Source organism: Streptomyces sp. NPDC055239 (assembly GCF_053606205.1).
The window spans coordinates 167,836-191,532 of record NZ_JBSGRD010000009.1; the positions used below are offsets into that span (position 1 = coordinate 167,836).

Genomic DNA, 23,697 nt, shown 5'->3' on the forward strand with positions numbered 1-23,697 from the left:
CGAAGTAGGCACGCGCAACAAGTGACGTCCTGGGGAGGGACTTCGTGATCAATCCAGTAGCAGTCATCGGGGCGGGCCCGTTCGGCCTGTCCACTGCGGCCCATCTGCGGGCCCGAGGCATTCCGGTGCGGGTCTTCGGTGACCCGATGGTGAGTTGGCGCGCGCACATGCCCGCCGGGATGCTCCTGAAATCGACCCCGGTGGCCTCGAACATCGACGCACCGCAGAGCGGTCACGACCTCATCGACTACTGCAAGGCCGCGGGGATACCGCCACTGGTCACCGACGAGGACATCATCCCCATCGAGACCTTCATCGCCTACGGGGAGTGGTTCAAGGAGAAGCTCGTGCCCGACCTGGAGCAGGTGCGGGTGGTGTCGGTCGACCGCAGGGGCACGTCGGGCTTCGACCTGAAGCTGGACTCCGGCGAGCAGTTCACGGCCCGAGCGGTCGTCGTCGCCACCGGCCTCTCCGGCCTCGCACAGCTGCCGCCCGCGCTCGCGTCGGCCGTGCCGGACGGACCGGCCCCCACCGGGCCCGTATCGCACAGCTCGCAGCACAGCGACCTGTCGCGGTTCGCGGGGCGCGAGCTGATCGTGGTCGGCGCGGGGCAGTCGGCCCTGGAGACGGCCGCGCTCGCCGCCGAAGCGGGCGCGAACGTGAAGGTGGTGGCACGCGGCAAGGGATCTGTGGCCTTCGGCGCGCCCCCGTGGAAGCAGCCGAAGCTGCGCCCCGAGTCGCCGTTCGGCCGCGCCTGGTCGCTCTACGCGATCAGCTACTACCCCCACCCCTACCGCTATCTGCCCCCGCAGGCCCGCCACTTCCTCGTCCGCCGCATTCTCGGCCCGCTCGGCGCGTGGTGGCTGCGCGAGCGCTTCGAGGCCAAGGTCGAGACGCGCGAGGTCCGGCGCATCACATCGGCGGAGGTCCAGGACGGCAACCCCGTCCTGAAGGTGGAGACCCTGGGCGGCCGCGTCCGGGAACTCTCCGCCGACCACGTCATAGCGGCGACGGGCTACCGGGTCGACATCGCCGCGATGGACTTCCTCGGCCCCGCACTCCGCGCCCGCCTCGCCACCAGCCGGGGCACACCGAAGCTGGGCGCGGGCTACGTCTCATCGATCCCGGGCCTGTACTTCACGGGCCTCCCGGCGGCGGCGTCGTACGGCCCTGTGATGCGGTTCGTGTGCGGCACGGAGTTTGCTTCGCCTCGGGTGGCGGGGCATGTGGCGCGGGTGCACGGGTGAAGTACTAGCTCAGGGCCGGTTCAAGGAGACACGTCTCGGTGAATCCGGCGAGCGCCGGTAGTGCGACCAGCGCACTGCGTGCGTCACAGCTCCTGTCACATTGCTTTCAGCATCGCCGAGGATCCGTATTCTCTGGATCATGGCTGCCCCCCTCGCATATTCACTCATCGCCACTGACCTGGACGGAACGCTGCTGCGCGGCGACGACACCGTCTCCGACCGGTCGTTGGCCGCGTTGACGGCGATCGCGGCTGCGGGGGCGCGTCACCTGGTGGTGACCGGGCGGCCCGCGCCGCGCGTGAAGCCGCTCCTCGATGACCTGGGGAGCGGTGGCCTGGCCGTATGCGGGCAGGGGGCGCAGTTGTACGACTCCGGGGCCGACCGCATGGTCTGGTCCGTGACGCTCGACCGTGAGCTCGCCGAGGCCGCGCTCGGGAAGATCGAGGCGGAGATCGGGCAGGTCTACGCCGCCGTGGACCAGGACGGCGTGGACGGGCTCACCCTCATCGAGCCGGGGTATCTGATGCCGCATCCCACCTTGCCCGCGGTGCGGGTACACCAGCGTGAGGCGCTCTGGGCCGAGCCCATCAGCAAGGTGCTGCTGCGCCACCCCGAGCTGAACGACGACGAGTTGGCCGCCGTCGCGCGCGATGCCGTCGGGCCCCTCGCCACCGTCACCATGTCCGGGCCCGGCACCGTCGAGCTCCAGCCGCGCGGGGTGACCAAGGCGACCGGGCTCGCCCTCGCCGCCGAGCGGCTCGGGCTGAGCTCCGAGAACACCATCGCCTTCGGGGACATGCCCAATGACGTACCGATGTTCGTGTGGGCGGCCCGCGGCGTCGCCATGGCCAACGCACACGCCGACCTCAAGTCCGCCGCCGACGAGGTGACTTCGTCCAATGAGGACGACGGGGTGGCCGTCGTCCTCGAGCGGTTGCTGGCCGCGGCGGAGTAGCGCCCTACCCCGCCGTCCTCGGGATCCGCTTCTCCCACGTCCTGTGGAACACCACCTCGGCCCCGTCCCTGCACACCACCTCGTTCGACGTGATGAAGTCCGTCGCGTCGCACGTGATCTCCGAGCGGGAGTTGATCGACACGTCCCATGCAAGGTCGGGGCGGTGCAGGCGGATCGTCCAGTCGGACCGGGTGCGGGCGCTGAGGGGGTCGGACTCGTTGATCGTGTACGTCTCCACGGCGTCCTCGGTGAATTCGAGGCCGTCAGGGTAGACGCGCGTACCGCCGTAGCGCGGGTCCACCTCCAGGCGCCATTCGCCCTTCGCCACATCGCGTACGACCAGGCGCTCGGGGCGCGGCCCGTCGAGCGTCGCCGGGTACACCACCTCAAGCGGCTCCGACTGCTCGGGCGGCGGGAAAGTGATCGACGGGTCCAAGTCGCCCTCGCGCACCGGGAGTTCGAGCGCGCTGCCCGCCGGGTCGAGGGTGAAGCCCGCCGAGTCCGCCTGCGGCCAGATCCACGGCCAGTACGCCGACGACACCGCGAGCCGGATGCGGTGGCCCGGCGGGAAGGTGTGGCCGATCGCGTTCAGCTCGAACGTCACGTCCTGTGTCCCGCCGACCGGCCACGGGTCCACCCTGTCCCTGCCGTCGCGCGACGAGAGGTTCAGGACGCCGCGCGTGACCAGGGTCGACGAACCGTCCGGCGCCACATCACACACCCGCGCGATCGCCTGTCCCGACGGCACGTCCATCGTCAGGCGCAGCGTCACCTTGGGTCGGCCGAGGATGCGTACGGCCGAGGGCACCTCGAACTCGAAGCACGCCGATTTCGCGTCCTCGTCCCGCTGGTCCGGCGGCAGGTCCGCGTCGTTGCCGAAGGGGAAGTAGCGGCCCGCGTCCAGGCCCGTGTGCTGGGGGGAGTTGACCACCAAGGGGTGGCCCTGGAGGGCGTACGAGACCGGTGTGACGTTCGGCGACGGCCAGGATGGGTCGCCCACCCAGCCGCCCGGCAGCTCGGCGTACACCGTCGCCGGCGGGTGGGATCCGCTGATCCAGGAGCGGAGTTTCGGCTCCTCCATCACCCCTGTGTCGATGCCCTTCAGGTGGTAATCCCACCAGCGCAGGGTCTCCTGGAGGAAGCCGATCGCCGGGCCCGGCGGCAGGCCCCGGTCCGGGTACTGGTGCGACCACGGGCCGATCAGGCCCCGGACGTCACCCGGAAGGTTCTCGACCAGACGCAGGACCGTGTCCCGGTAGGGGTCGTGGAAGCCGCCCACGGCGAGCACCGCCGCGTCGATCGCCGAGTAGTTCTCGCAGACGCTGCCGTGCTGCCAGTAGGCGTCGCGGGTCTGGTGGTCGAGCCAGGTGTGGATGAAGGGGTCGACCGCTTCGAGGCGGCTGAGCCACATGTCCCGCCAGCGGTCGCCGACGAACAGCGGGTCCGGGGGGCGGGAGACGAAGGCGAGCATCGTCGCCGCCCACGCGTGCATGTCCACCGCGAGGACGGAACCACCCATGTAGTGCACGTCGTTGTCATAGCGGTCGTCCGCGGAGCAGACCGTGATGACCGCCTTGAGCGGCTCGGGCGCGAGGGCCGCGATCTGGAGGGAGTTGAAGCCGCCCCAGGAGATGCCGAACATGCCGACCTTGCCGGAGCACCAGGGCTGCTCGGCGAGCCAGTTGACGACCTCGACCCCGTCGGCAAGCTCCACGGCGTCGTACTCGTCGCCCGGCATGCCCTCCGAGTTGCCGTGGCCGCGCACGTCCACGCGCACGGAGGCATATCCGTGGCCCGCGTACCAGGGGTGGCGCTGGAAGTCGCGTGGCGCCGTCCAGTCGCTCAGGCGGTAGGGGAGGTACTCCAGGAGTGCGGGGACGGGTTCGTCCGTCACCGGGCGCCAGATGCGCGCGTACAGCCTGGTGCCGTCCGGGAGGGGGATCCGGACGTCCTCGCGGGTGGTCTCGTACGGGAAGGATGAGCGGATCTGCATGTTCTGCATGGGGGGAACCTCAGTGTCCTCAGTGGACGGGGTGCATGGTGCGGCGCAGCCACGGTGCGAGCAGGACGACGGCGACACCGGCGGCCACCGCGATCGCGCCGTTCACGCCGAAGTACGCCGGGTTGGAGACCTCTCCGTACAGCTTCACGATCTGTGCCTGGATGCCGTTGGCGAGGGCGAGCGAGAGGAACCAGAGGGCCATGGTCTGGCTGGCGAAGGCCTGTGGGGCGAGCTTCGTCGTGGCCGACATGCCGGAGGTCTCCACGAGGATGTCGCCGAGGCCGAGCAGCAGGTAGGAGCCGACGATCCACCAGACCGCCATCTTGTACGAGCCGTCGCCGTGCCCCGAGGTCGGCAGGACCATCAGGATGAACGACAGGCCGCCCAGGATCACGCCGAACGCGATCTTGTTGGAGGCGTGCGGCTGGCGGGGGCCCATCCGGGCCCAGACCGCGGCGACGACGGGGGCGAGCGCGACCTCGAAGGCGCCGAGGGCGGAGGCGTACCAGCTGGCGGGGAAGGTGAAGCCGAGGATCGACGTCTCGGCGTTCGTCGACGCGAGCAGGATCATCGTCGAGTAGGCCTGGAAGAGGATGAAGTTGAAGACGACCGAGGCCAGGAAGAGGACCACGTAGGGCCTCAGACGGCCGCGTTCCTCGGCGCTCACGCGCGGGCTGCGGAACATCACCGTGAAGTAGACGACCGGCGCGATCACCGAGATGACGGTGAGGACGTCGACGAAGCGGTCCATCGTCAGCCAGCCGACGGCGGCAAGGAGCGCCGCCAGGGCGGCGAACACGACGACGCCCACGACGATCAGGACGACCGCGCGGCGCATCGCGTCCTTGGGCAGCGCGAATTCGGCCGATGCCTTGCGCCCCGCGAGGTGACGGCGGCCCAGGACGTACTGGATGAGGCCGAAGGTCATGCCGATCGCGGCCGCCGAGAAGCCCCAGTGCCAGCCCTTGTGGTCGCCGAGCCAGCCGGTGATCAGCGGGCCCGCGAAGGCACCGATGTTGATGCCCATGTAGTACAGCGCGAAGCCCGCGTCGCGCCGCTGGTCGTCGGTGCGGTAGAGCTTGCCGACCATCGAGGCGACGTTCGGCTTGAGGAGTCCGGTGCCCGCGCTGATCAGGCCCAGGCCCACCCAGGTCATCGTCGACGTCGGGATCGCCATCGAGTAGTGGCCGCAGGCGATGAGGATGCCGCCCCACAGGACCGCGCGGTACGAGCCGAGGATCCGGTCGGCGAGCCAGCCGCCCGCCACCGACACCAGATAGACGAGCGTTCCGTACGCCGCCGAGACCGAGGCGGCCGTCCCGGAATCCATGCCCATTCCGTCGTTGGCGACGGAGTCCGCGAAGTACAGGACGAGGATGGCCTGCATGCCGAGGAACGAGAAGCGTTCCCAGACTTCGAGCCCTGAGAGGGTGAGCAGGCCGCGTGGCTGCCCGAAGAACGCGTGGTCGTCGCCGGGCGGCGGCTCCGTCGGCGGCTCGGCGGGCGGTTCGGTGTCGGCCTCGGTGCGGGACAAAGGCGGTGCTCCCGGTCGTTCCGTTGTTCGTGGGGCTTTCGTGCATTGCGGGGTGATGCGGTCTTCTGTGTCGTATCAGCTGATCAAGAACATACCGGTGGTGATCGCACGTCGCCTGGGCGGCATCGCACAGGCGGGTGCCCACTGTGATCGAACAGGGACCGGATACGCTGACTTGCGTGATGGCAGCGACACATCGACAAACCGTGTCATCGACCCCGTCATCGCGCAAAGATCGACCGAGTGATGATCGACCGAGTGACCGACTTGTGATCGTCAGCAGACAGGAGAACCCCTCGTGACCGTCGTCGGGCCCTTCGGCCTCAGCGTGCGGGACCAGGCTCTCGAAGCCGATGTCCAGGCCGGATTGGCGGCCGTCGAGGAAGGTCTGCTCGACGCCACCAAAAGCGGGGTCCCCTTCATCACGGAGGCCGCGCAGCATCTGGTGCGTGCGGGCGGCAAGCGGTTCAGGCCGCTCCTCGTGATGCTCTCCTCGCAGTTCGGCGATCCGTACGCGCCGGGCGTCGTGCCCTCCGCCGTCGTCGTCGAACTCACGCACCTCGCGACGCTCTACCACGACGACGTGATGGACGAGGCGGACGTGCGCCGAGGGGTCGAGAGCGCCAATCAGCGCTGGGGCAACTCCGTCGCCGTGCTCACGGGTGACTTCCTGTTCGCCCGCGCCTCGTACATCCTGGCCGACCTCGGTCCTGACGCCGTCCGCATCCAGGCGGAGGCCTTCGAACGACTGGTCACCGGCCAGATCCTGGAGACGGCGGGACCGACCGAGGGCCGCGACCCGATCGACCACTACTTCGACGTGCTCGGCGGCAAGACCGGCTCGCTCGTCGCCGTGGCGTGCCGTTTCGGCGCCATGATGTCGGGCGCCGACGAGACCGTCGTGGACGTCCTGACGCAGTACGGCGAGCGGCTCGGCGTCGCTTTCCAGCTCGCCGACGACGTACTGGACATCGCGTCCGACTCGCACGAGTCCGGCAAGACGCCGGGCACGGACCTCCGTGAAGGCATCCCCACCCTTCCGGTCCTGCGCCTGCGCGAGCGGGTGGAGAAGCTCGGGCTCGCCGATGACATCGCCCTGAGCGAGCTCCTCGACGCGGACCTGACGGACGACGCGCGGCACGCCGAGGCGCTGACGCGGCTGCGGGCCCACCCGGCCCTGGACCAGGCGCGCAAGGACACCGTGCGGTTCGCCGAGGAGGCGCGGGCGACGCTCGCGCCGCTGCGGGACTGTGACGCAAAGACGTCGCTCGTGGAGCTGTGCGATCTGGTGGTGCATCGGGCAGGCTGAGGGCCTTCGGCACTCACTGACGGGGGTGACCTAGGTCACATCTTTGTGTGGCCTTGGATTGAGTCCAAGTTCAGATCTATTCCGTATCTCTACCCGGTAGCTGACGCTGTGGTGCGTCGGCTCAAGCAGGGGGGAATTCAGATCATGGGCATGAGTATGAGTATGGGCACTTCCGGCAGGGCACTGGTCGCCGTCGGTGCGGCCGTCGCCGCAGCGGCGGGCATGGCGGTCGTGGCGCCGCCCGCCGTCGCGCACAGCGGCACTGGCGGCAGCGTCAGCGGTGGTTCCAGCGGCGGTGGGTCCGTCTTCGTGGCGAGCATGAACGGCGCCAACGAGGTGCCGGTGCAGGGCGGCCCCGCGGTGGGCGACAAGGACGGCAAGGCGCTGGAGTTCGTCAAGGTCAAGGGCGACAAGGTGTCGGTCAGCGTCAAGTGGCGCGATATCGGCAGGCCGACCGCCCTCCACATCCACCAGGGCGTCAAGGGCACCAACGGCGACATCAAGATCCAGTTCACCAAGCTGCTCGACAAGAGCAAGGGCAACCGTGTCTCCGGCACGGTCAGGGTCGACGACGCGGCGCTGCTCAAGCAGTTGAAGGCGGACCCCGGCGGCTTCTACGCCAACCTGCACACCGCCGAGTTCCCGGGCGGCGCGATCCGCGGCCAGCTCCACAAGGTGACCACGCACTTCGACTTCCGCCACGCGGCGGCCAACTTCCAGGCCTCCGTGATCCAGGGCAAGCAGATCTACGAGTGCAAGAAGGTCGAGGACGATCCCGGGAAGTCCGGTTCCGGGAAATCCGGTTCCGAGAAGTTCGACTTCGCGCTGCGTGACGTGCGCGCCCGGCTCGGCGGCGGCATCGCGCACGACTTCGTCGCCCCCAACTCCGGCATCCCGCGCTGGACGGCCCACGACCGCAGCCAGGTCACCGGCAAGCTGATCTCCAAGACCCCGAACGGCGACAAGAACATCCCCGAACTCGACCTGGCGGCAACTCAGACCGGCAAGCGGCACGGACTGCTCGCCGGCACCGCGGAGATCCTGCGCCTGAACACGGTGGGCGGGGTCGCACCGGCGGGTCACTGCAAGCCGGGCGCCATCGCGAAGGTGCCGTACAAGGCGGACTACGTGTTCGTGCAGCGCTGATCCTGCCTGTTCGGCGGGGTCTTTGTGGCGTCTCGGTGGCGTCTCCCCTACGGGATGGGGGAGGCGCCGCCTCTCTGTGTCATCCCACAGCAGTACGTGGAGTTGCTCCCGGGGTCTGACGCTTCTCGCTGGCCGATTTGGTCGTATGGACACCAGCAAGGTCCAGCAAGAACAACCACTCCTGACCTATTCGGGTGAGAATGGCGGCGCGGGGTGGACGCACGCACGTACAGGGAAGGCCGCCGCCGACCACGGAGGTAGGGCACACAATGGCACCGTACGAACCGGAGCAGAACACCAACGAGACCGGGGAGCTGCGCGCAGGCCGCAGAAAGGCGGCGCGTTACGTGGTCCCCGTCGCGGTGGCGGGGGTGGCGGCGGCGACCATCGGTCTCGTCCCGGCGCTCGCCACGTCGGGCGACCCCGACCTGCCCGATGTCACCGCACAGCAGCTGATCGAGAAGATCGCCGCGTCGGACACGCAGCAGCTCTCGGGCAACGTGAAGATCAGCACCGACCTCGGCCTTCCGTCCTTCGGCGGCGACATGGCGGGCGGCTTCGCCTCGGGCGGCGGAGGCGGCAAGGGCGCGGACGGCGGGGGTTCGGCCGCGGACCCGCAGTCCAAGCTGATGGAGCTGGCGTCCGGCACGCACACGCTGCGCGTCGCCGCCGACGGTCCCGACAAGCAGAAGCTGTCCGTTCTGGACGACGCAGCCGAGTACAGCCTGATCCACAACGGCGACGACGTGTGGGCCTACGACAGCAAGTCGAACGAGGCGTACCACTCCAAGTCGAAGGGGGAGTCCGGCAAGAAAGGCCCCTCCAAGGACCTCCCCAAGGGTGTCCCGTCCACCCCCAAGGAGCTGGCTCAGGAAGCCCTGAAGGCGGTCGACAGCACGACGTCCGTGAAGGTGGACGGCACCGCGCAGGTCGCGGGCCGTGACGCCTACCGCCTGGTCATCAAGCCCAAGCAGTCCGGCTCGACGGTCGGCCAGATCACGGTCGCGGTGGACTCCAAGACGGGCACGCCGCTGAAGTTCACGCTCACTCCGTCGAGCGGCGGCAGCGCGGTCGTCGACGCGGGCTTCACGAAGGTCGACTTCGGCAAGCCGGCCGCCTCGACCTTCGACTTCACGCCGCCCAAGGGCGCGAAGGTCACGGAGGGCGACGACGCCAAGGCCAGGTCCGAGGCCAGGTCCGAAGCCAAGAAGCACAACTTCAAGGGCAAGGATTTCAAGGGCGAGGAGTTCAAGGGCAAGGAGGACCTGAACGGTCTGAATGTCATCGGCAAGGGCTGGAACTCCATCGCCGAACTGAAGCTGCCGGGCGGCCAGGGCCTCCCGACGGGCGGATCCGGCGCCGCGTCGCCGGACGCGCAGCGGCTTCTCGACTCGCTCGGCGACAAGGTGACGGGCGAGTTCGGCTCGGGCACGGTCTTCAAGACGCGTCTGATCAACGCCCTCATCACCGAGGACGGCAAGGTCTACGCGGGCGCGGTCACCAAGGACGCGCTCGTGAAGGCGGCGAACGCGGCGAAGTAGCGTGCTGCGGCAAGGCGAATGAGCGACGGGTCCGAGGTGCCGGGCAGGCACCTCGGACCCGCCGTCACGATTTCGAGCGGGGAGGGCTGAGTGCCGGGCACCAGCGTGGCGACGGAGAGCGTGATCGAGACCGACGCTCTCACCAAGCGCTACGGCAAGCAGTTGGCCGTGGACCGTCTGAGCCTCACCGTCCCCGCAGGAAGCGTGTTCGGGTTCCTCGGACCGAACGGCTCGGGCAAGACGACCACCATTCGGATGCTGATGGGCCTGATCGAGCCGACTTCCGGCCGGGCCAGGCTCCTCGGCCGCCCGATGCCGCGCGACACACGCACCGTGCTCCCGCACGTGGGCGCGCTCATCGAGGGCCCGGCCCTCTACGGCTTCCTGTCCGGCCGCGACAATCTCCTGCGGTACGACGCCGCGGACCCCACCGCCGACCCGCGCACCCGCCGCATCCGTGCCGAAGCAGCCCTGGACCGGGTCGGGTTGACGGCGGCCGCGGGCAAGAAGGCGAAGGCGTACTCCCTGGGAATGAAGCAGCGCCTCGGCCTCGCGGCGGCGCTCCTCCAGCCGCGCAGGCTCCTCGTGCTCGACGAGCCGACCAACGGCCTCGACCCGCAGGGCATGCGCGAGATCCGGGCGCTGGTGCGGGAGTTGGCGTCGGAGGGCACGACAGTCTTCCTCTCCTCACACCTCCTGGACGAGATCGAGCAGGTCTGCTCGCACGCCGCGGTGATGGCCCAGGGGCGTCTGATCACCCAGGGACCGGTGGCCGAGCTGGCCGCCGGTGCGCGGGGCCGCCTTGTCGTGACGACACCGGACACGGGTGACGCGGTACGCGTCCTGAAGGAGCTCGGCGTGACGGACCTCGTCGTGGCGGAGGACCGCGTGACGGGCGAACCGCCGGGTGCGGGTACCGGTACCGACTCGGACACTGGTACGGACCTCGCGGAGCTGAACGCCGCTCTGGTGGGTGCGGGCGTACGGGTACGGGGCTTCGGCGTCGAACGGGCCTCGCTGGAGGACGCGTTCGTGGCACTGACGGGGGAGGGCTTCGATGTCGCGGGCTGAGGCTGTCGGCGTAGATGAAGCACAGGAAGTGCAGGGCGGACAGGGCGTGCGCGAGAGCGGTGACGTGCGCGAGGTCCGGCGGATCTGGAGCCTCGGGCTCTTCCGCAGCGAGCTGGGCATCACCTTCCGCCGCTGGCGCACCCTCGCCCTGCTCGGCGTGCTCGCCGCCGTGCCGATCCTCGTGGGTATCGCCGTCAAGATCGAGACGAGCGACGGCTCGACGGTCGGCGGGGGCGGCGAGGGCGGGGGCCCCGCGTTCATCGCGCAGATCACGAACAACGGCCTGTTCCTCGTCTTCACCGCGCTCGCCGCGACACTCCCCTTCTTCCTGCCCATGGCGGTCGGCGTCGTCGCGGGCGACTCCATCGCGGGCGAGTCCAGCGCCGGGACGCTGCGCTATCTCCTTGTCGCCCCGGCGGGACGTACGCGTCTGCTGCTTGCCAAGTACGCGACGACGATGACGTTCTGCCTGGTCGCGACGCTCGTCGTGGCCCTCTCGGCGCTCGCCGTCGGGGCGCTGCTCTTCCCGGTCGGCGAGGTCACCACCATCTCCGGCGTCCCGATCAGCTTCGGCGAAGGTTTGCTGCGCGCGCTGCTCATCGCCCTCGTGGTCGCCGCGTCACTGATCGGTGTGGCGGCGCTCGGTCTCTTCGTGTCGACGCTGACCAGCAGCGGCATCGCGGCGATGGCGACGACCGTCGGCCTGCTCATCACGGTCCAGATCCTCGACCAGATCCCCCAACTGCACGCCATCCAGCCGTACTTCTTCTCGCACTACTGGCTGTCCTTCGCGGACCTGATGCGCGAGCCCGTCTACTGGGACGAGCTGGTCAAGAACCTCGGCCTCCAGGGCCTTTACGCGGTCCTGTTCGGCTCGGCGGCGTGGGCGCGGTTCGGGGCGAAGGACATCACGGCGTAGGGCATCACGGCGTAGGACACCACGGCATAGGCGGCGTCGGCCTCCTCCGCGTCAGGCTTCGAACGGGAAGCGGGCCAGCGCCGGCTCCTGCGCGAAGAACGACTTGGCCTCGGTCAGCGCCCGCTCGTCCTTCAGTACGTCGCCGGGCTTGCTGCCGTTGCCGAGCAGTACGCCGCCGAAGCGCATCCCGAGATACGCGGCGGAGTTGTGCAGGGTACCGACGAGCGGGTCTGCGACGACAGGCTGATCGTCGGCAAGCGCCGTCACGCCCCACAGGGTGCGCCCGGCCATCGTGGCCTTGAAGTCGACACCGGGAGTGCGCAGCCAGCCCGACCAGTAGTCGAGGTAGCGCTTGGTGGTGGCCGAGACGGAGTACCAGTACAGGGGCGACGCGATGACGATGTCGGTCGCCTCGACGGTCGCGTCGAGCAGCGTCGCGATGTTGTTGCCGGACGGGCGGACGTGATCGCTGTCGTGGCGGAGGTCCTCGAAGTCCGGCAGCGGATGGTCGGCGAGGTTCAGCCAGCGCTGCTCGACGTCCGAGGGGAGCTGCTCGGCGGCCCGGCGGGCCAGGGTCTCCGTGTTGCCGTCGGGACGGGAGCTGCCGAGTACGAAAAGGAACTTGCGAGTCATGAGGTCCCCCTGGAACTGGAAGTGAGGCGACTGCCGATTACCTGCGCGTGCACTATATGCACGCGCAGGTAATTACGTCCAGGGTGGCCCGGGACCACATGGGGCCCGCGGACTCCCGCGGGCCAAGGGGGGTGGTGCCCGCCGATTAGGAGGAAAGCCCCCACACCGCGTACGCGATGGCGTCGCTGTTGTGGTCGAGGGCCTTCCCGTCGATGTTCGACTCCGTGTCGCAAGCGGAGTGGTAGCACTTGTCGAACGGCTCACCGGCCGTGCCGCCCCAGTTCTGGGCCTGCTCGGCGGTCTTCTCGTAGTCGGCGCCGCTGAACAGGCCGCCGACCGGGACGCCCGCGTCCTTGAACGGGGCGTGGTCCGAGCGGCCGTCGCCCTCCTCGTCGGGCTCCGTGGCGAGGTTGAGGCCGCCGTAGTAGTCCTTGAAGGTCTTCTCGATGGTGGGGTCGTCGTCGTAGACGAAGTAGCCCGGGTTCGGGGAGCCGATCATGTCGAAGTTCAGGTAGTCCTTGATCTTCGAACGCTCGCCGGCGGGCAGTTTGTCGACGTAGTGCGAGGAGCCGACGAGCCCCAGCTCCTCGGCGCCCCACCAGGCGAACCGCAGGTGCTTGGTGGGCTTGTACTGCTCCTTCGCCACGGTGAGCGCGGTCTCCAGGATCGCGGCCGAACCGGAGCCGTTGTCGTTGATGCCGGGGCCCTCGCCGACGCTGTCGAGGTGGGAGCCCGCCATGACGACCTGGTCGGCGTCGCCGCCGGGCCAGTCGGCGATCAGGTTGTAGCCGGTCTTGCCGTTGGAGGTGAACTCCTGGAGCGAGGTGGTGAATCCGGCCTCGTCCAGCTTGCCCTTCACGTAGTCGACGGAGGCCTTGTAGCCCGCGCTGCCGTGGGCGCGGTTGCCGCCGTTGGCCGAGGCGATGGACTGCAGCTGTGAGAGGTGGGCCTGGACGTTGGCCACGGAGATGTCGGGGGCGGCCGCCTTGGGGGCGGGGGCCGCGGAGGATATCGCGCTGGTGGTGAAGAGTCCTACGACGGCTATGACGGCGGCTGCCGTGGTGCGTCCGGGAACGGAGAGCTTCATGTGGGGGGCTCCGTGTTCTGTTGGATCGTTCGTTCTGTTGGGGTACGCCAATTCGCTGAACATCGAAGCGAATTGGCGTGCCTGATGGTGCGGGTGAGATTGACCGCGCGTCAAGAGCGCATATCGGTCGCCGTGTTCCGCAGGGCGGTCGAATCGTTGCGCGTGGCGTTGGGCGTTGGGCGTCGGACGGGCGGGCGTAGGTCAGCCCACTGCCCTGAGCGACGAGCCGGAGTCCGGCCGCCGGGCGGTCAGTGAGGCGCGGTAGCCGCTCGGCGCGATGCCCCGGATCCGCTTGAAGGCGTCGCTGAATCCGAACCCGTCCGCGTATCCGACCTTCCCGGCCACGGACGCCACCGTCGCGCCCGGCTCGGCGAGCAGCTCGGCGGCGAGCGTCATCCGCCACTCTGTGAGGTACGCCATCGGGGGCCTGCCGACCTGTTCGGCGAAGTTGCGGGCGAACACCGCGCGCGAGACCTGGGCGCGTGCGGCGAGCGAGGCCACCGTCCAGGGCCGCGACGGCTCGTCGTGCATGGCGTGCAGGGCGGGGCCGACCACCTCGTCGCCGAGCGCGCTGTACCAGGAGGGCGGGCAGGCGTCCGGCAGGTCGAACCACTCGCGCAGGGTGCAGGCAAGGAGCCAGTCGAGCATCCGGTCCATCACGAACTGGTGTCCCGGCCGGTCGGCGTCCACCTCCGCGGCGATCAGCTCCAGGATGGGCATGCAGTCGTCGCCGGACGGCACCACGAGGAGCGGCGGCAACATGCTGACCAGGCGCCTGCCCACCGCACTGTCCAACTGGTAGGCACCGGTCACCAGTTCACACTCGTCGGAGCCCGCGCCCGCGCCCGCAGCCGAAAGCGTGAACGGGGCCGGAGTGCACACTACGGCCGCGGCCCCTTCCCCCAGAGTGCGCGGTTCCCCCGACGCGGCGGTGATCCGCGCCGTGCCGTGCACCACCGAGACCAGCGTCAGCGCCGCCCCCTCGCTGCGGCTCTCCTCCCACGGTCCTGTCAGCACCGTGCGGTCGAACAGCGCGCCGTCAGCGCGTACCCCTCGCAGCAGATCCCCCAGAGCGTCCATGCCCCCACCGTAGACGGCGCCCCGCTCGCGTAGACGTACTCCCATGCGGGCGAGACGGGCGCCCATGTGACAAGCCCCGGCAGGGCAGTTGGCTGTATCCATGACCGACAACGCAAAGAACAACTCGAAGAACCCTCTGGCATCCGACGCCCCCATCCTCGTCCTCGGCGCCACCGGCAAGACAGGCCGCCGCGTGGTCGCCCGGCTGCGAGAGGCGGGCCGGAACGTGCGTGCGGCGTCCCGCTCCGGCGAGACCCGCTTCGACTGGACCGACCGCTCCACCTGGGCCCCGGTCCTCGAGGGCGTGTCCGCCCTCTACCTGGTCGGCCCGCCCGAGCCCGAGCCGATCGCCGGCTTCGTCGACCAGGCAGTGGCGGCGGGCGTACGCCGCTTCGTGGTCCTGTCGGGGCGGGGCGTCGAGGTGTACGGCGACTCCTTCGAGCCGTCCATGGCGGAGGCCGAACGCGTGGTGCGCGAGGCGGGCGTGGACTGGACGGTGATCCGCCCGAACAACTTCACCCAGAACTTCGACGAGGACATCTTCCACGCACCCCTCGTGGCGGGCCGCCTCGCGCTCCCCGTCGGTGATGTGCCGGAACCGTTCATCGACGTGGACGACATCGCGGACGTGGCCGCCGCCCTGCTCACCGAGGACGGGCACACGGGCCGGGTCTACGAACTCTCGGGGCCGCGCGCGCTGAGCTTCGCCGATGCGGTCGCGGAACTGTCGCAGGCGTCGGGGCGTCCGATGCGGTTCGAGCACATCACGCCGGACGAGTACGTGGCGGAACTGACCGCGGCAGACGTCCCCGCCGAACCGGCCCGAGCCCTCGCGGACGTACTGGCCTGGCTGGCGGACGGCTACAACGCGGCACCGGTGAACGGCGTACGAGACGTACTGGGCCGAGAGGCCACGGATTTCAGCGTCTACGCGAAGGCGGCATCGGAGGCAGGGGCCTGGGGCTAGTTCAGACCGTGGACTCTTCCCGCCCGGCGGCGGGAGTCATCGGCTCCGTCTCCCGCCCGGCGACGGGGGCCGAGGCCACCGAGGCCCTCGCGGCAGCCAACCGCACCGCATTGACCCGCGCGGAGCGCACCGCGTCCCAGGTCAGCAACGTCAGTGCCAGCCACACGAGCCCGAACCCGGCCCACCGCTCGGGCGGCATCGCCTCATGGAAGTACAGGATGCCAAGGAGGAACTGGAAGACGGGAGCGAGGTACTGCAGCATCCCCAGGGTCGCGAGCGGCACCCGGATCGCGGCGGCGCCGAAGCAGACCAGGGGAATGGCGGTGACCAGACCGGTCGCGGCGAGCAGCGTCCCGTGCCCGAAACCCTCAGTCCCGAACGTGGCGTCGCCCCGCACACTCAGCCACACCAGGAACCCGACGGCGGGCAGGAACTGGATCGCGGTCTCGGCGGCGAGGGACTCGAGCCCGCTGAGGCCGACCTTCTTCTTCGCCAGGCCGTACGTGGCGAAGGAGAAGGCGAGGCAGAGCGAGATCCACGGCGGCTGCCCGTACCCGAAGGCGAGTACGAGGACGGCCGCGAGGCCGACGGCGACGGCCGTCCACTGCACGGGGCGCAGCCGCTCGCCGAGGAGCAGGACGCCCATCGCGATGGTGACCAGGGGGTTGATGAAGTAGCCGAGGGAGGCCTCCACGACGTGGCCGGAGTTCACGGCCCAGATGTAGACGCCCCAGTTGATCGTGATGACCGCCGCGGCGATCGTCACCAGGCCCAGCTTGCGCGGCTGGCGGATCAGCTCGCCCGCCCAGGCCCAGCGCCGTACGACGAGCAGCGCGATGCCGACCACGACGAGGGACCACGCCATCCGGTGCGCGAGGATCTCGCCCGCTCCGGCCGGCTTGAGCAGCGGCCAGAACAGGGGCACGAGGCCCCACATCCCGTAGGCCGCGATGCCGTTCAGCAGTCCTGTGCGCTGCTCGCTCTTCGACTGCTCAGCTGCGGCGGCGTCCACGGCCCCTCCTTGGTGCGTGGCAGCCCCACGCTGCCTCCAAGAAGGTAGCCGCACAGACACTCCCGTGTCATGCCCGTCTCACGAAAACGGTCATGACCCCTGTCTCGCCCCGCCTCAGCCCGTCTCGGTCCGTCTCAGCTCGTCTCAGGCCTTGAGCGCCACCGCGATCGCGTCCGCGAGAGGCGTCGTCGGCCGTCCGATGAGGCGGGCCAGATCGCCGCTCGTACCGGCGAGGAGACCCCGCTCGATCGCCGAGTCCACGTTGACGAGGATCGCGGCGAACTGCTCGGGAAGCCCGGCGCCGGTCAGGATCGCGAGGTTCTGCTCGGCGGGGACGTTCGCGTACGAGATGTCCTTGCCGGTCTGCCGGGAGATCTCGGCGGCGTACTCGGCGAGGCTCCACGCGACATCGCCGCTCAGCTCGTAGGCCTTGCCCTCGTGGCCCTCGCCGGTGAGTACGGCGACGGCGGCGGCCGCGTAGTCGGCGCGCGACGCGGAGGCGACCCTGCCCTCGCCCGCCGATGCGACGACGGCGCCGTGCTCCAGGACGGGTGCGAGGTTGGCCGTGTAGTTCTCGTGGTACCAGCCGTTGCGCAGGAACGTGTGCGGCAGACCTGAGTCGAGGACGAGCCGCTCGGTCTCCTTGTGCTCGTCCGCGAGGTCGAAGTCGGCGTCGGGTCCACCGAGGACGCCGGTGTACGCGAGCAGCGCCACGTCCGCCGCACGGGCGGCGTCGATCACCGCCGCGTGCTGCGGCACACGCTGCCCGACCTCGCTGCCGGAGATCAGCAGGACCCTGTCGCCCGCGGCGAAGACGCCGGTGAGGGTCTCGGGCGCGCTGTAGTCCGCGATCCGCAGTTCGACACCGCGTGCGGCGATGTCGGCGGCCTTCTCCTTGTCGCGGACCACGGCGGCGATCTGCCCGGCGGGCACCTGCGCGTCGAGCAGCCCGTCGATGACGAGACGGCCGAGGTGTCCGGTGGCTCCGGTGACGACGATGCTCATGTCTGGAATCTCCCTTTGGTGTGGTTCTGAGGAAGAGCCTACGCCGAGCGCTAACTATTGGAAAGTACCCACTTTGAAGTAAGGTACTGGTATGGCAGTAAGTACCTGGAACCTCGGAGACGACGGGATGTGCCCGCAGCGCCTCGTCCTGGAACACGTGACGAGCCGCTGGGGGGTGCTCGTCCTCATTGCCCTGGACGAGCGCTCGTACCGCTTCAGTGAACTGCGCCGGGCCCTCGGCCGGGTCAGCGAGAAGATGCTGACGCAGACCCTGCAGACCCTGGAGCGCGACGGCCTCGTGCACCGCGACGCCAAGCCGGTCATTCCGCCGCGCGTCGACTACTCGCTCACCGACCTCGGGCGCGAGGTCGGCGGGCAGGTCCGGGCGCTCGCCGAGTGGACCGAGCGGCGTCTGTCGGACGTACAGGGAGCACGACAGGTCTACGACGAAGCCCGGCAGGCGTACGACGAAGCCCGGTCCTGAAGAGTCAGAACCGGGCTCAGGGGGCAGTGGCAGCGGTAGCGGCAGTGCCCGGCGGTGTCAGCCGACGACGGTCCAGGTGTCGCCGCCTGCGAGGAGTGCGGCCAGGTCGCCCTTGCCGTTGTGTTCGATGGCGGTGTCGAGCTGGTCGGACATGAGCGTGTCGTAGACCGGGCGTTCGACGTTGCGGAAGACCCCGATGGGGGTGTGGTGCAGGGTGTCGGGGTCGGCGAGGCGCGAGAGGGCGAAGGCCAGCGTCGGCGAGGTGGAGTGCGCGTCGTGGACCAGGATCTGAGACTCGGTCTCAGGTGTGACCGGGACAACTTTGAGATCGCCGGTGGCCGGGTCGCGTACGACGCCCTTGGAGCCGTCGGTGCCGAAGCGGATCGGCTGGCCGTGCTCCAGGCGGATCACCGCCTCCTCGGCCTGCTGCTTGTCCTTGAGGACTTCGAAGGCGCCGTCGTTGAAGATGTTGCAGTTCTGGTAGATCTCCACCAGGGCGGTGCCGGGGTGTTCGGCGGCCTCGCGCAGGACCGAGGTGAGGTGCTTGCGGTCGGAGTCCACCGTCCGCGCCACGAAGCTCGCCTCCGCGCCGATCGCCAGGGACACCGGGTTGAAGGGCGCGTCCAGGGAGCCCATCGGCGTCGACTTGGTGATCTTGCCGACCTCGGAGGTGGGGGAGTACTGGCCTTTGGTAAGGCCGTAGATCCGGTTGTTGAAGAGGAGGATCTTGAGGTTGACGTTGCGGCGCAGGGCGTGGATGAGGTGGTTGCCGCCGATGGAAAGCGCGTCGCCGTCCCCGGTGACCACCCAGACGGACAGGTCGCGGCGCGAGGAGGCGAGTCCGGTGGCGATGGCGGGGGCGCGGCCGTGGATGGAGTGCATCCCGTAGGTGTTCATGTAGTACGGGAAGCGCGAGGAGCAGCCGATGCCGGAGACGAAGACGATGTTCTCTTTGGCCAGGCCGAGTTCGGGCATGAAGCCCTGTACTGCCGCCAGGACGGCGTAGTCGCCGCAGCCGGGGCACCAGCGCACCTCCTGGTCGGACTTGAAGTCCTTCATGGACTGCTTGGCCTCGGCCTTGGGCACCAGGGAAAGCGCTTCGATCGTGCTCCCGGCGCTCCCGGTGCTTTCGGTCTTCGTGTCAGCCATTGATGGCCTCCTTGAGAGCCGTGGCGAGCTGCTCGGCCTTGAACGGCATTCCATTGACCTGGTTGTACGAGACCGCGTCCACGAGGTACTTGGCGCGGAGGAGTGTGGCGAGCTGCCCGAGGTTCATCTCGGGAATCACCACCTTGTCGTAGCGCTTGAGGATCTCGCCCAGATTTCGGGGGAAGGGGTTGAGGTGGCGCAGATGGGCCTGCGCGACGCTCTCGCCGACCGCCCGCAGGCGCCGTACCGCCGCGGTGATGGGGCCGTACGTCGAGCCCCAGCCCAGGACCAGCAGCCTGGCGTCGCCGGTCGCGTCGTCGACCTCCAGGTCGGGCACGGCGATCCCGTCGATCTTGGCCTGGCGGGTGCGGACCATGAAGTCGTGGTTGGCCGGGTCGTAGGAGATGTTGCCGGTGCCGTCCTGCTTCTCGATCCCGCCGATGCGGTGTTCGAGGCCGGGCGTGCCGGGGATCGCCCACGGGCGGGCCAGCGTCTGCGGGTCGCGCTTGTAGGGCCAGAAGACCTCGGTGCCGTCGTCCTGGGTGTGATTGGGGCCCGAGGCGAACTGGACGCGCAGGTCGGGGAGTTCGTCGGTGTCCGGGATGCGCCAGGGCTCGGAGCCGTTGGCCAGATAGCCGTCCGAGAGCAGGAAGACCGGGGTGCGGTAGGTGACCGCGATCCGCGCCGCCTCGATCGCCGCGTCGAAGCAGTCGGCGGGGGTCTGGGGCGCCACGATCGGCACCGGCGCCTCGCCGTTGCGCCCGTACATCGCCTGCAGCAGATCCGCCTGCTCGGTCTTGGTCGGCAGGCCGGTGGAGGGCCCGCCGCGCTGGATGTCCACGACGAGGAGCGGCAGTTCGAGCGACACCGCGAGGCCGATGGTCTCCGACTTCAGCGCCACGCCGGGCCCTGACGTCGTGGTCACCGCAAGGGATCCGCCGAAGGCCGCGCCAAGGGCGGCGCCGATGCCCGCGATCTCGTCCTCGGCCTGGAAGGTCCGCACCCCGAAGTTCTTGTGCTTGCTCAGCTCGTGCAGGATGTCGGAGGCCGGAGTGATCGGATACGAGCCCAGATAGAGCGGCAGGTCCGCCTGCCGGCCCGCGGCGATCAGACCGTAGGACAGCGCCAGGTTCCCCGAGATGTTGCGGTAGGTGCCGGTGGGGAACGCGGCGGCGGCCGGGGCGACCTCGTAGGAGACCGCGAAGTCCTCCGTCGTCTCGCCGAAGTTCCAACCCGCCCTGAACGCGGTGATGTTCGCCTCGGCGATGTCGGGTTTCTTGGCGAACTTCGCCCGCAGGAACTTCTCCGTGCCCTCGGTCGGCCGGTGATACATCCACGACAGGAGGCCAAGAGCGAACATGTTCTTGCTGCGGCCCGCGTCCTTGCGCGAGAGGTCGAACTCTCCCAGCGCCTCGACCGTCAGCGTCGTCAGGGGCACCGGATGCACGCTGTAGCCGTCCAGCGAACCGTCCTCGAGCGGTGAGGCCTCATAGCCGACCTTCGCCATCGCCCGTTTGGAGAACTCGTCCGTGTTGACGATGATCTCCGCGCCGCGCGGCACGTCGGCGATGTTCGCCTTCAGGGCGGCCGGGTTCATCGCGACGAGGACGTTCGGCGCGTCGCCCGGCGTGAGGATGTCGTGATCGGCGAAATGCAACTGAAAGGAGGAAACACCCGGCAGGGTGCCGGCAGGAGCACGGATCTCGGCCGGGAAGTTCGGCAGCGTCGACAGATCGTTCCCGAAGGACGCCGTCTCGGAGGTGAACCGGTCGCCGGTGAGCTGCATACCGTCACCCGAGTCACCCGCGAAACGGATGATCACCCGGTCCAGACGGCGTACATCCTTCTCACCAGCAGGCTTGCGCTGCTCTCCGACGACTGTCCCATCGGCCTGCTCGGCTGTGCTACTGACCTGGCTGGTCACTGAACTGGACCTCCCTCGGGCGGCTGAGCGGGAAGGGCTGGGCGACCGGCCTTCCCAAAGCCCACCCTACGTCGGTAAGGGTCACCTACCTGTGGTAGATCGCATGACGGACGCGCTTTTGAGACGCGCCATTGCCCCGTTTTGTCATGGTGTGCCTCGTCCCCCGGCCCGTCATAGAAGACGCCCCCGCTCATCCTTTGGTTCTAGGACTGTTCTCCGTGCTTCTGTGCACTCACGCGCACTCATGATGGCGCCGCTGCCTTTAGTGGTGCTCAAGCGCCATCAATGACGCTCAAGCCCGTCAAATTGCTGACAGGGTGTCAGATCGCTATGAATTCAGGTAGGTGAGAACCGCCAGAACGCGTCGGTGATCCCCGTCACTCTGGGAGAGCCCCAGCTTCAGGAAGATGTTGCTGACGTGCTTCTCGACGGCGCCGTCGCTCACCACCAACTGCCGGGCGACCGCGGAGTTGGTCCGTCCCTCGGCCATCAGACCGAGTACCTCGCGTTCGCGCGGAGTGAGCCCCGCGAGGACATCCTGTTTGCGGCTGCGGCCGAGCAGCTGCGCCACGACCTCCGGGTCGAGCGCGGTGCCGCCCTGCGCGACGCGCACCACCGCGTCCACGAACTCGCGCACCTCCGCGACGCGGTCCTTGAGCAGATAACCGACGCCACGGCTGGACCCGGCGAGCAGCTCGGTGGCGTACTGCTCCTCGACGTACTGCGAGAGGACGAGCACCCCGAGGCCCGGGAACTGGTGGCGCAGATGCACCGCGGCCCGCACTCCCTCGTCCGTGTGCGTCGGCGGCATCCGCACGTCGGCGACGACCACATCGGGCAGCGCACCCGCGGAGGAGAGTTCGTTGATCGTCTTGATCAGCTGGTCCGCGTCGCCCACCCCCGCGACGACGTCGTGCCCCCGGTCGGTCAGCAGACGGGTCAGGCCCTCCCTCAGCAGCACTGAATCCTCGGCGATGACGACCCGCACTTTGTCCTCCACGTTCACGGCCCCCCGGCATATTCGATTCTGGTTGTCCCCCGACACCTCAGTATCGCGCGTACTGAGGGGCGTTACCGCGTGCGTGGACAGACCGGCACGGCAGAACCCACCCGGCATCCCCTCGCTGGGGGCTACCGGGTGGGTGAGCGGGGCCGGACTACCGCGTGGGCTGCCGGGAGTGGGGTGGGGTGGGTGTCACGCCCGCCACGGCAGCTCCGCCGTCACGGTGGTCGGTCCGCCCACGGGCGAATCCACGACCAGGATCCCGTCGACCGCGTCGAGCCGCTCGGCGAGCCCCGCGAGACCGGAGCCGCCGGTCACGTCCGCGCCCCCCGCGCCGTTGTCGGAGACCTGAAGCATCAGCCGGTTCTCGACCTGCCAGACGTCGACCGAGCCACGGGACGCCCGCGCGTGCTTGCTGATGTTCTGCAGCAGCTCGGAGACGGTGAAGTACGCGATGCCCTCGATCGCGGCGGCAGGACGCGCGGGCAGATCCACCTCGACCTGGACCGGAACCGTGCACCGCGCGGCGAGCGAGGAAAGGGCCGCGTCCAGACCTCGGTCGGTCAGGACCGCGGGGTGGATGCCGCGGGCCAGATCGCGCAGTTCCTGGAGGGCGACCTTCACCTCGCCGTGCGCCTCGTCCACCATGCGGGCCGCGGCCTCGGGGTCCTCCGTCAGCTTCTCCTTGGCCAGACCCAGATCCATGGCGAGCGCGACGAGGCGGGCCTGTGCCCCGTCGTGCAGGTCGCGTTCGATGCGGCGCAGGTCGGCCGCGGCCGTGTCGACGACGACCCCGCGGTCCGACTCCAGTTCGACGACGCGCGTCGCCAGGCTGGAGGGGCCGAGCAGCCCGACGACCATGACGCGGTCGACGGTGGTCAGGGCCCGGATGATCCAGGGGGTGGCGAGCGTGACAAGGAGGCCGGTGAGGGCGGTGACGCCGATCTCGAAGGGGTTGTCGATCAGGACGCGGTGCCCGTCGTCGCCGTAGAGCTGGATGCCGTTCTGGCCGCCGTAGACCGGGAAGAGCCACTGCCACAGCGGGTACGTGAGCATCGCCCAGCCGTACGTCCAGAAGAGCACCGACACGCCGAAGGAGAAGACCGCCCACGGCATGTGGAGCAGGGAGTAGAGGACGTGCCGCCAGGAGACACCGCTCTTGAGCACGGCGCCCATCCACCCCATCATGCCGCCGCCGTTCTTGGGCCGCAGCGGCTCCGGGTTCGCCACCTCCACATCGAGCAGCGCCCGCGCCCGCACCCGCTCGAGCGAGCCGATCCCGCGGCAGGCGGCGAGCCCGGCGGCGAGTACCGGGATGCCGATGAACGTGATCAGGAGCCCGGCGCCGAGCGACAGCATCGTGACCGCGAACGTGAAGGTCATGATGCTGATCGGCAGGCTCAGGAGCACATAGCCGAACTCCTTCCAGGCGCGGGCCTCGATCGGCGCGCGCAGCCCGGCGGGGATACGCGGCCGCCGCTCATCGAGGTCGGATCCCCGGAACTCCGAACGGTTCATGCGCCCGTACTCCTGTCCGTACTCCGTGGCCATCGGTGTCGTCCGTTTCTGCTGGGTCTGCGCGGTCTGCTGGATCTGTGGGGTCTGCCGTGGTGGTCCGGCGTCGTATCT

Annotated in this window: 20 protein-coding genes; 9 read left to right on the top strand and 11 right to left on the bottom strand. The window is 69.3% G+C overall.

Going from position 1 to position 23,697, the window contains the following annotated elements:
• Window positions 1-44 precede the first annotated feature (44 nt).
• Complete coding sequence (locus tag ACWFRJ_RS27125) at window positions 45-1,247, top strand: FAD-dependent oxidoreductase (protein WP_453536143.1); 1,203 nt, start codon at window positions 45-47, stop codon at window positions 1,245-1,247.
• 139 nt (window positions 1,248-1,386) lie between these two features.
• The gene (locus ACWFRJ_RS27130) at window positions 1,387-2,202 is read left to right on the top strand and encodes an HAD family hydrolase (RefSeq protein WP_453536146.1); all 816 of its coding nucleotides are present in this window, start codon (window positions 1,387-1,389) and stop codon (window positions 2,200-2,202) included.
• A gap of 4 nt (window positions 2,203-2,206) precedes the next feature.
• On the opposite strand, the gene ACWFRJ_RS27135 is transcribed toward ACWFRJ_RS27130, so the two are convergent.
• Complete coding sequence (locus ACWFRJ_RS27135) at window positions 2,207-4,195, bottom strand: CocE/NonD family hydrolase (protein WP_453536704.1); 1,989 nt, start codon at window positions 4,193-4,195, stop codon at window positions 2,207-2,209.
• A 28-nt stretch (window positions 4,196-4,223) separates the two neighbouring features.
• Complete coding sequence (locus tag ACWFRJ_RS27140; protein ID WP_453536149.1) at window positions 4,224-5,738, bottom strand: peptide MFS transporter; 1,515 nt, start codon at window positions 5,736-5,738, stop codon at window positions 4,224-4,226.
• Window positions 5,739-6,036: 298 nt separating this feature from the next.
• Between ACWFRJ_RS27140 and ACWFRJ_RS27145 the strand changes: the two genes are divergently transcribed.
• The 5 genes from ACWFRJ_RS27145 (at window position 6,037) to ACWFRJ_RS27165 (ending at window position 11,724) form a co-directional block, all read left to right on the top strand.
• Entirely contained in the window at window positions 6,037-7,047 is a 1,011-nt protein-coding gene (locus tag ACWFRJ_RS27145; RefSeq protein WP_453536152.1) for a polyprenyl synthetase family protein, read from the top strand.
• Between the two features lie 156 nt (window positions 7,048-7,203).
• Entirely contained in the window at window positions 7,204-8,193 is a 990-nt protein-coding gene (locus ACWFRJ_RS27150; RefSeq protein ID WP_453536155.1) for a CHRD domain-containing protein, read from the top strand.
• Window positions 8,194-8,462: 269 nt separating this feature from the next.
• Window positions 8,463-9,734 carry a LolA family protein gene (locus tag ACWFRJ_RS27155; RefSeq protein ID WP_453536158.1) on the top strand — a complete coding sequence of 424 codons (1,272 nt, stop codon included), beginning with the start codon at window positions 8,463-8,465 and terminating at the stop codon, window positions 9,732-9,734.
• Window positions 9,735-9,824: 90 nt separating this feature from the next.
• On the top strand, window positions 9,825-10,805 hold the full coding sequence (locus ACWFRJ_RS27160) for an ABC transporter ATP-binding protein (RefSeq protein ID WP_453536161.1): 981 nt from the start codon (window positions 9,825-9,827) through the stop codon (window positions 10,803-10,805).
• The gene (locus tag ACWFRJ_RS27165; RefSeq protein WP_453536164.1) at window positions 10,792-11,724 is read left to right on the top strand and encodes an ABC transporter permease; all 933 of its coding nucleotides are present in this window, start codon (window positions 10,792-10,794) and stop codon (window positions 11,722-11,724) included. The genes ACWFRJ_RS27160 and ACWFRJ_RS27165 overlap by 14 nt, the downstream gene beginning before the upstream one ends.
• A 51-nt stretch (window positions 11,725-11,775) precedes the next feature.
• Here ACWFRJ_RS27165 and ACWFRJ_RS27170 read toward each other — a convergent pair whose 3' ends face one another.
• The 3 genes from ACWFRJ_RS27170 to ACWFRJ_RS27180 form a co-directional block, all read right to left on the bottom strand.
• Window positions 11,776-12,357, bottom strand: coding sequence for a flavodoxin family protein (locus ACWFRJ_RS27170; protein ID WP_453536167.1), 582 nt, complete (start codon window positions 12,355-12,357; stop codon window positions 11,776-11,778).
• A gap of 145 nt (window positions 12,358-12,502) precedes the next feature.
• Complete coding sequence (locus ACWFRJ_RS27175) at window positions 12,503-13,444, bottom strand: M28 family metallopeptidase (RefSeq protein WP_453536170.1); 942 nt, start codon at window positions 13,442-13,444, stop codon at window positions 12,503-12,505.
• Window positions 13,445-13,645: 201 nt separating this feature from the next.
• Window positions 13,646-14,524, bottom strand: coding sequence for an AraC family transcriptional regulator (locus ACWFRJ_RS27180; protein ID WP_453536173.1), 879 nt, complete (start codon window positions 14,522-14,524; stop codon window positions 13,646-13,648).
• 100 nt (window positions 14,525-14,624) lie between these two features.
• Here ACWFRJ_RS27180 and ACWFRJ_RS27185 point away from each other — a divergent pair, with 100 nt between their 5' ends.
• Window positions 14,625-15,491, top strand: a complete 867-nt coding sequence (locus ACWFRJ_RS27185; protein ID WP_453536176.1) for an NAD(P)H-binding protein — start codon at window positions 14,625-14,627, stop codon at window positions 15,489-15,491.
• Window position 15,492: 1 nt separating this feature from the next.
• Here ACWFRJ_RS27185 and rarD read toward each other — a convergent pair whose 3' ends face one another.
• A complete protein-coding gene (gene rarD / locus ACWFRJ_RS27190; protein WP_453536178.1) occupies window positions 15,493-16,503 on the bottom strand; it encodes an EamA family transporter RarD in 1,011 nt (336 codons plus the stop codon).
• A 144-nt stretch (window positions 16,504-16,647) separates the two neighbouring features.
• Complete coding sequence (locus tag ACWFRJ_RS27195) at window positions 16,648-17,508, bottom strand: NAD(P)H-binding protein (protein WP_453536181.1); 861 nt, start codon at window positions 17,506-17,508, stop codon at window positions 16,648-16,650.
• A gap of 91 nt (window positions 17,509-17,599) precedes the next feature.
• Between ACWFRJ_RS27195 and ACWFRJ_RS27200 the strand changes: the two genes are divergently transcribed.
• Window positions 17,600-17,992 (top strand): winged helix-turn-helix transcriptional regulator, encoded by a 393-nt coding sequence (locus ACWFRJ_RS27200; RefSeq protein ID WP_453536184.1) that lies wholly within the window; start codon window positions 17,600-17,602, stop codon window positions 17,990-17,992.
• 57 nt (window positions 17,993-18,049) lie between these two features.
• Here the strand turns inward: ACWFRJ_RS27200 and ACWFRJ_RS27205 are convergent, their stop codons facing one another.
• From ACWFRJ_RS27205 to ACWFRJ_RS27220, 4 genes are all read right to left on the bottom strand, one after another.
• Entirely contained in the window at window positions 18,050-19,141 is a 1,092-nt protein-coding gene (locus ACWFRJ_RS27205) for a 2-oxoacid:ferredoxin oxidoreductase subunit beta (protein WP_453536187.1), read from the bottom strand.
• A complete protein-coding gene (locus tag ACWFRJ_RS27210) occupies window positions 19,134-21,065 on the bottom strand; it encodes a 2-oxoacid:acceptor oxidoreductase subunit alpha (RefSeq protein WP_453536190.1) in 1,932 nt (643 codons plus the stop codon). The genes ACWFRJ_RS27205 and ACWFRJ_RS27210 overlap by 8 nt, the downstream gene beginning before the upstream one ends.
• 328 nt (window positions 21,066-21,393) lie before the next feature.
• Window positions 21,394-22,053, bottom strand: a complete 660-nt coding sequence (locus ACWFRJ_RS27215; RefSeq protein ID WP_453536706.1) for a LuxR C-terminal-related transcriptional regulator — start codon at window positions 22,051-22,053, stop codon at window positions 21,394-21,396.
• A gap of 207 nt (window positions 22,054-22,260) precedes the next feature.
• A complete protein-coding gene (locus ACWFRJ_RS27220) occupies window positions 22,261-23,619 on the bottom strand; it encodes a sensor histidine kinase (protein WP_453536193.1) in 1,359 nt (452 codons plus the stop codon).
• Window positions 23,620-23,697: the final 78 nt, after the last annotated feature.